Annotated in this window: 6 protein-coding genes; 2 read left to right on the top strand and 4 right to left on the bottom strand. The window is 47.5% G+C overall.

What is annotated here, in order from left to right; translation table 11 throughout:
- Window positions 1-459: 459 nt before the first annotated feature.
- On the top strand, window positions 460-735 hold the full coding sequence (locus tag AB1797_11155) for a DUF559 domain-containing protein (protein MEW5768157.1): 276 nt from the start codon (window positions 460-462) through the stop codon (window positions 733-735).
- Between the two features lie 53 nt (window positions 736-788).
- On the opposite strand, the gene AB1797_11160 is transcribed toward AB1797_11155, so the two are convergent.
- The 3 genes from AB1797_11160 to AB1797_11170 all read right to left on the bottom strand — a co-directional run bounded on the left by AB1797_11160 (window position 789) and on the right by AB1797_11170 (window position 4,669).
- A complete protein-coding gene (locus AB1797_11160; protein MEW5768158.1) occupies window positions 789-1,463 on the bottom strand; it encodes a hypothetical protein in 675 nt (224 codons plus the stop codon).
- A gap of 258 nt (window positions 1,464-1,721) precedes the next feature.
- A complete protein-coding gene (gene fliD / locus AB1797_11165; protein ID MEW5768159.1) occupies window positions 1,722-4,142 on the bottom strand; it encodes a flagellar filament capping protein FliD in 2,421 nt (806 codons plus the stop codon).
- 170 nt (window positions 4,143-4,312) lie between these two features.
- Window positions 4,313-4,669: a flagellar protein FlaG gene (locus AB1797_11170; GenBank protein MEW5768160.1), complete on the bottom strand. Its 357-nt coding sequence runs from the start codon at window positions 4,667-4,669 to the stop codon at window positions 4,313-4,315.
- Window positions 4,670-4,768: 99 nt separating this feature from the next.
- Here AB1797_11170 and AB1797_11175 point away from each other — a divergent pair, with 99 nt between their 5' ends.
- On the top strand, window positions 4,769-4,966 hold the full coding sequence (locus AB1797_11175; GenBank protein ID MEW5768161.1) for a hypothetical protein: 198 nt from the start codon (window positions 4,769-4,771) through the stop codon (window positions 4,964-4,966).
- 115 nt (window positions 4,967-5,081) lie between these two features.
- Here AB1797_11175 and AB1797_11180 read toward each other — a convergent pair whose 3' ends face one another.
- Entirely contained in the window at window positions 5,082-7,448 is a 2,367-nt protein-coding gene (locus tag AB1797_11180) for a flagellin (GenBank protein MEW5768162.1), read from the bottom strand.
- Between the last annotated feature and the right edge of the window lie 702 nt (window positions 7,449-8,150).

The following is an 8,150-nucleotide window of genomic DNA, read 5'->3' on the forward strand; positions in this document are numbered from 1 at the left end:
GCTGCTATCTGAATCTGAATCAATACCCCAAGAGACAGAAAAAGCCCAGACATCTTTCTTCAAGCTGCCTGAGCCTAAAATATCCTGAGCGAGGGGTGATAAAAAAGCTTATTGCGGGGGGGGGGGGTAGGTAATGAATTATTTACACCATTTTGCCTCATTCTCTTTTATTCCTTTCCATCTCCATATCTTATCAGCTAAACCTGTTACATTATAACATCTTTCTCCCCTTCTGTCAAGGGTAAAATTTAGGTTCTAATCGTTAGTACTTTGGATTAGAAATAACCGTGCTAAACCCATTCTCTTCCAATATACTGATCGCATTTTGGTTTTGTGAAAATTTCAACCTGTGAAATAGGTTGAAATAAAACGACCTGTGCGGTTAGAAATTATCAAGGGCAATGAAATAAGAAGTATGATACCATGTGTCCCCCGCTGGCGGGGGTTGGGGGGTGGAATGTGAAAGCTGACAAATCTAACAATTACGCATACAATAAGGAATTTCAGCCATTCGCAAATAAGCTACGGAAAGAGGATAAGAGGAAGGAGAAGGATTTAATAGAAGCAGGATTTAGAGTATTGAGATTTGCGGATGATGGGGTATTAAATCACATAGAGGATGTGACAAGAAATATTGAAATGGTGATTGAAGAGATTTCCACCCCCTTAATCCCCCGCCAGCGGGGGAGATTTCAGCTTCCATCAGCGGGGGGAACTCAAATTGGCAGTCTATAACCTAACCGCACAGGTCGCTAAATTTCATCTAAGTTGAACGAACTGCCTACTGTTTAGTTGACCCGTTTCTCTATTTCGGTAATGAGCACATCCATAACTTCTCCCCAACTTGACAGCATAGGGGCCAGTTCATATTCCAGTAAATCGGAAAGCATAACCAGGTCGTTGTGTTCAAAGGCAGTAATAATCTCGGCTAACAGCGATTTCAGGTTCATTATCTTATCTTCTATACTCTGCTCCCCAATCTGGATGCCCTGATACTCAAGGTCGAATAATCTCCGGGTATCCTTGAGTAAAGATATCATTTCATCTATCGACCTGGTCACCCCTTGAAGTAAATCCATAGCCTGAGCCTGTCCACCGGTAGTCAGTCCGATGGAGACCCCTTCCAGTTGAGCCGCCAAATCAGGGATGCGAGTTTTCATCTCCATCATGTTTTCCAGGATGGTAGTGGCATCAAGGGTCTCTGCCTTCATAAACAGGGCTTCGTCTTCTTCAGACAAGGCCTCTTTTTCTATGATCTCTAATTCCAGAGTCTTTATATCTTCCAGAGGTATAGAGGCGGCTTCTTGATCAGCCGCCAAAAGTGTCTGGCCGTTTAATATTACATGAAGGACAACTTTTCCCTGTTCAATTACCCAGCGGGTAAGTCCGTCCATTATTTCACCCAAAGTCTTTTCTGCCTCCAGCTCAACCTCCAGAGGTTTACCATTGACTCTAATTTCCATTCTGCCTCCTTAATTAAAAAAGGAGGCGCCTTCTTCTTTAGGCTCCTCCTTTGGCCAGTTATTATTGATGTCCCCACTGGGCACCTTATGGGCGGTTATTCTTAATACCACCTGATGATTCGGCAAAAAGTCCCAATGGAACAAAAGCCACAGAGACATGGAGGCACAGAGTTTTTATAACTAACTAATTATGTTGTAGTTGTATCTGATATTTTCTCTCTGTCTCTGGCCCGCTGTGGCCAAAATTTGACTTTTTGTTTACTCATTCTTATTATTCAAGGCGCCTATCCTTTGCAAGCTCTGAGTAATATTTTGTGACTCAGCAAAGGCCTGTTCCATCGCCACAAATTGTTTCCGCAGCCGTTCCTCCTTCATTTCCAGTCTGCGGTCCAGCTCCTCTATATCTTCATCGATTTGTTCATTCTGTTTGTTAAGGAGGGCAATCTCTCCTCTAATAATCCCCCTGGTTGTCTCTTCGCCGGTTTTAGTCTGAAGTTTCAAGAACTCCTTAAAGGCAAAGGCAATCCCGTAATCCTTAACTAAATCACCATCCGTATCCTTTCCAAAAAGGTCCTCCACTTTCTGGGGGTCTGATAAGAGGGCATCCCTTAATTTGGCCTCATCAAGGACTAACTTATCCCTCATCTTCTTATCATCAAAGTCTCCGGTAGTAATCCCTATCTCAGCCAGCTCATCAAAGGCAGAATCCAGAGATGGAGAGGCATGGGTTCCCGCCGCAATATTGATTTCGCTCAGGAAGTTATTTGTTCCTGTGGCCGAAATGGTTATACTGGCCCCCTGGTTGTTGGCTTCAATGGTAAACTTGTCCTCAGAAAGGCTGTAAGAAATGTTTACCTCCGGGTCAAGAACTGAAATCTTGGCCGCTGAGAAGAACTTATCTGTGCCTTCCTCCGCCAGGTTCAGGTCTCTATTTTTTGTATCACGCCTGATAGTAAAGCGGTTATTGGCATAACTTATAGTGGCATCCGCCTGAGCGGAATCATTTACGGCCTGCATAAATTCGCTGACCGTCGTATAGTCATCTAATTCAAAGGCCGCCCCGTTAATGGTTACTTTATCGCCCGAGCCTGGGGTGAATCCCAATCCTGAGGTGGCCCAGGGATTGCCTACCGTAACACTGACCCCTGTTCCGGTGCTGCTTTTTTGGTAGTCGTTTATGGCATGCATAAAATCCTCTACCGTGGAATAATCCTCGATAGAGAAGGTCGCCCCGTTGATGGTCAATGTGCCATCCGGGACAGTATCAAAACCAGCGGCGTTGAAGGCCTTGGTTATGTCTAAGCCCGTTGCGGTCTTTACGGTAACTTGACTGCTGCTCTCCAGAGTGGTCGTCACATTATAGCGATTAGTAGCCATCAAGAGAAGCCGGCTGCCGATATTTTCGACCGCATTGTTGTCCTGCAGTATTCCCTTTTTCTTTTCCTCGCTTTCCAGATCGAGTTCGGTCTCTTTATTAATAAGTTCTATGGCGGCGTTATACTCTTCTACAAAGCCTTTAATGGCGGCTTCGGCCCCTGAGGTATCTCGTATTACCTCCACGGTGGTGGAGCCGACCTGTTTTAAGGTCAGGGTAAGCCCGCTCCCCAGGGTAAAATTGTTAGAATTCTTCTCTATTACATCCGAGCCGTTGACTTTAAACTTGGCCACCTGCCCGTCGCTGGAGGCGGAAGCAGGTAAATTTAGAGAGTTAGCCGCAAAGGTTCCCTGCTCATCAACTACTGAGATGGGCGCTGCCCCGCCTGACTTTGAGGTAAGAACGATCTTATCCAGGTTCTGGTCATAGAAGGCCGTTACCCCGGCCGTAGAATTATTTATTTTGGATATAATGGTATTTAAACTCTCGGTATCGGCATCCCAGGTGATCTTAACCCCATTTACCCTGAAAGAGCCGGCGCTCATCTGGTCCACATCATTGGACCCAAAATCGGCCTGGTATAATTTGGCATCGGCCACTACACCCATCGAGAGGTTAGTTTCTTTAAAAAAATTATTGGTTCCAGCCGCAGAAAAGATCACTGGGCTGCCGACATCAGAAGAAATGGTAAAGACGTCCTGGTTGGCATCATAATAGAGGTTCACTTTGGCATTGGCCGAGGTAGAAACCGCATCCAAAAAGTCCTGAACCGTGTCGTAAGCGGCCAAATAAAAGGTTTCTTTGGTGGCGCCATTATCGCCGCTGACGGTGATGGAACCATCAACCGCATGTTTGAACCCGGCATTTTCAAAAGACTTGGAGGTGTCTATCTTTCCCGTGCCATTCACCACTTCTCCCTGGCTCTTGAAGGCAGTAGTAGTGTCATTCAAGTCCCCGGTGCTTTGACTCACGGAAGCAGTGGCTAATTGAAGAACCTCGATATTATAAGAACCTTCCACCGCCCCACTGCTTACCGTGGCAGAAAGGATGTCCTCATTCGAGACACTGGCCTTCTTTGTCTCAAAGAGGGTATTGGAAAGTAAGGAAGTGGCTCTGGTTTGAAGGGTCAGCAGTTTGGTGTTAACATCCAGCAGAGATTGGATCTTAAGCTCATTGCTTGTCTTCTCTGCTTCCCACTTAACCTCTCTTTGTCTTTCAATACTTATTAAGGCCTCCACGAGCTTTTCGGTGTCAATACCCGACATCATCCCTGCGCCCAGGCCGGCCAAAATTGAACTTGCCATTTTTATCCCCTTCTTTCTCTCCTTAGAAAGAGGTCGGTAGAGTTTCCTCGCTCAGGAGAAACCTTCTCTCCCCTCACCAGAGAAAACCCCTATTATCTTTATCGGCTCAAATCAGGTTTAACTTAACCTCTAACTTCAATCCAAAATCCGGAATCTGCCATCCGCCCCTGTTAGGCCTTCTTATCCAGCACCACACCCATAAGCTTGTGAATAGCCGCAACGATGTCTAAGGCCTCTTCCGAGGGAATGGTTCGAACAACTTCATCCGTCTCACGGTTAATAATACTCACTACCCGCCGACCACTCTCCTCATCGACAGAGAAACGAAGCCCCCGGTCGTAGACAAGCGAGGTCTTGTTGAGTAAATCGACCGTGGTCTCCAAATCCTCCGCTTCCTTCTCGGCCGCCCGCTCCTTTTCGGCTATTTCCTCCAGGCCTAAATCTTCTATTTTATTCAGATCAGCCAGGGCAGAAGGGGGTATCTTATTCAATAAAGGCTCTATTTCTTGCAAGCTTTCGAGTTCCATTTTCTGTCACCTCCTTTTTTTAATTCAATTGTAACTATTCAGCCACGGATTTACACGGATGAAACACTGATTTTTTAAATATATGTAACCGTTCAGCACATGATGCTGGATGCTCGATGCTCGATCCTCGATGCTGGTAAAGGATTCAGTATCCAGGAATCGAGCATCCAGAATCGAGCATCCAGAATCGAGCATCCAGAATCGAGCATCCAGGATCGAGGATCGAGGTTGTGTCTTTGTGCCTTAGTGGCTGAACGCTTACAACTCATTCTATTTATCCGTGCTAATCCGTGTTAATCCGTGGCTGAATAATTATCATTATCAATGGTTAATTACTAATTGTTAATAGGGGAGGGGAGTGTTTTTAAAACCCCTCCCCTTTTTTGTTGGTCACTCCCCTGAGGTCTATCTTTTAGCCGATTAAGGCCAGGACATTTTGGGGAAGAGCGTTAGCCTGAGCCAGCATAGCCGTGGAAGACTGAAGTAGTATCTGGTTCTTCACAAAGACGATGCTCTCCTCGGCAAAATCCAGGTCTCTAATCCTGGACAAGCTGGCTGTCTGGTTTTCATGGGCGATCTCACTAAAGCTCAAACGGTGTTCCATCCGGTTCTGGATGGCGCCCAGGTTGGCTCGTTCCATAGAGACAGCATCAATGGCGTCCAGGAGGAGGCGGATGGCCGACTCAGAGGCAAAGGTGGTCGTCACGCCGTTATCCTCTAAGACATCGATCTTCAGGGACTTGGTGTTGATCGTCGAGATATTGGTCTTGAGTGTCTCGTTATCATTGGCCCCGACGTGGAATAAGAGGCCCTCCTTCCGCCACTCAGGATTGGCATAGCCATCGGGTTTATACCACATCCCGTCCAGTCCGGCCTTGATGCCGACTTCTTCAAAGAAGCCAAAGCCAGCCGTAGACTTATGCTCGGCTATGAACATCTCCGAACCGTCATCTGAGCGGATCCAGAACTTGTCCTGGATGGTATCATAGCCCACCGTTACATTGGCATCTTCATTGGCATTGATCGCCGTCAACAGCTCATTAACCGTGTTATACTTGGCAATGGAGAAGGTGGCGTTATTAATGGTGATCGTGCCGGTGACGTCCCGATCGAAATTGGCTCGGTGATCATCCGGGCTGGCATAACCGGTCTGAATGGCCGCGACATTCATATTCCCGCCGCCGTCATCATACTCAGCGGCCTCTCGATTCATCGCATCGCCTCTCCCCTGCCAGGCACGGCTGTAAGCGGAATTAAACACGGCCCCCAGCTTGGTGACCGAATCACCAACCACCTCCACGCCATAATTTAGGTTGACCTTGTCTCGGCTTCTAACTTCACTAACCGCCTCGATGGGACCACTGGGATCGCCCTGACCAGGATTGACGGTTTCTTCATCATCCTGCCGGACATCATAACGGCTTTCGGCATAAGCATACCACACGGGCGCCTTGAAGATGTTGGAATTGTTCATCTTGGCGTCGTTTACCGTGCCCGTGTTAGTATTCACCTCCGCGCCGTCACTCGCCCGCCTGCCTCCACCGCCATGTTCGTTTTCTCCCTCTCGGTCGAGGATAGAGACTTCATAGAGGAAGTTGTTGGTCCCTGAGACAGCCGAGAGGACTAAATCCTTGCCTTCGGTATCACGAACGATCATGAACTCATCGTGGTCTCGGTCGTAACTAATAGTCACATCCGCTTCGGCCGAGGTATTGATGGCCCTCATGAATTCTTCCACCGTGGCGTAATCAGCTACCGAGAACCTTACCCCATTAATGGCAATGGTGCCATCCACCACGGAATCGAAGCCGGCATAGTGATCGTTTTCCTGAGACCGGTTAAAGCTCTTGGTGAGGTCAATAATCTCGATATCCTGGGTGCCCACGGCATTGCCATTCTGGTTGTTGGCCTCATACTGGGTGATGGCCATGGCCCTGGGACCAGGTGGGGCGATAGTGCCTACATCGATCCTGGCGGCGGTAAAGAAGGGGGTGTTGCCTGTTCCGGCTGATTGCGCCAGCCTTAAGGGTGTCTCAGGCGTATCCGAGGTAATGGTAAAGCGGTCCAACTGGACGTCATAGGTAATGGTGGCATTGGCCTGTTGTGACTCGTTGATGGCCTGCATGAAGTCGTTGACCGAATCATAGTCGGACAGACTGAAAACAGCCCCATTAACCTTAACGTAGCCGCCTACGGAGTTACTTCCAGAGTCGATCTGTCCTGTCAACTGGGTCACCCCATCAGTCCCTTCAAACCCCGCCGCCGAAAACTTGGCATAGAGGTCTATCACCCCAGAATCATCCCTGGCCTGTTCACCACTGGTCCGCGCGGCATTATACATCATCGGGGCATCTTCCGAGAAGTTCCCGGTCAGGAGCTTCATGGCGTTGAATTCAACCGCCTCAGCCTGACTGTTAATTGATTCTAATAACTGATTCACCTCCGCCTGAATCATGAGCCGCTGATCAGGTGTTTCTGATCCGTTGGCCGATTCAATGGCCAGGACCCGCATACGCTGGAGCATATCCTGGATGGCGGACATTCCTGCCTCAGCCGTCTGAATAACGGAAATCCCGTCCAGGGTATTTCGGATGCCCTGTTCCAGTCCTAAAACTTGAGTGTCTACCCGTTGGGCAATAGCCAATCCGGCCGCATCATCTGCGGCGCGGTTTATCCTTAAACCGCTCGACATACGTTCCAGATTTCTGGCTAAGGCCCTGTTTGTGGCCGATAAATTACGATGAGAATTAATCGCTTCTGGATTATGAACTATTCTCACGTCTACTTCCTCCCTGTTTTTTATTTTGTTCTTCCCAAGTCCTCCCTGTCTTGAGAAGGGCCTGAAATCCAGGGATTAAGACCAAAGAGCGCCTAAGCAGAAAGAACTGCTCCACTCCCCGGTTCTAAAGAACCTGAATTCTACGGCCTTTTTTCAAGGTTTTCTCCTTGGGTTACCTTCCGGGCCTTGAATTTCCCTCAAAATTCAAGTCTTAAAGACTATCCTTAAGTAAAGGGGCGGCATAAATATAAAATATATAATTGTCTCTTTCCTTTAAGGTTTTTTGATCTCTTTAGAACCCTCATCGTGGCTCACCTTAGCCTTTGGTTCCCAAGAGATATTCACCCTTTTCTATGGCTTGGCCCACCTCCCATAGAAAAAATGAGTGAATACCCGATAGTCTTAAAAAAATCACCCTTTTTAGCCGCCATTTATCCCACTCGATGTGGTCACCCTTACCTTAATCTCCGCTAATGGCCGCTAAAAGGTGTCTGCCTAAAAGGCCACCGCTTTTTTGATCCCTCCTTTCGCTCTGTATTTTAATAATTAATAATTGATTCGACATGGTTTCAAAAAAAGTGGGGACGGTTCATAACCGTCCAATTTTCTGTGAAACCTTGCGGTTAGTTCATTATCGGCTATAGCATCATCATACCATTTTTTTCTACAAAACTACTTTTCTCGTCTTAACTTCCCCGCAAA

This window comes from bacterium, assembly GCA_040753085.1.
Lineage (GTDB): Bacteria > UBA9089 > JASEGY01 > JASEGY01 > JASEGY01 > JASEGY01.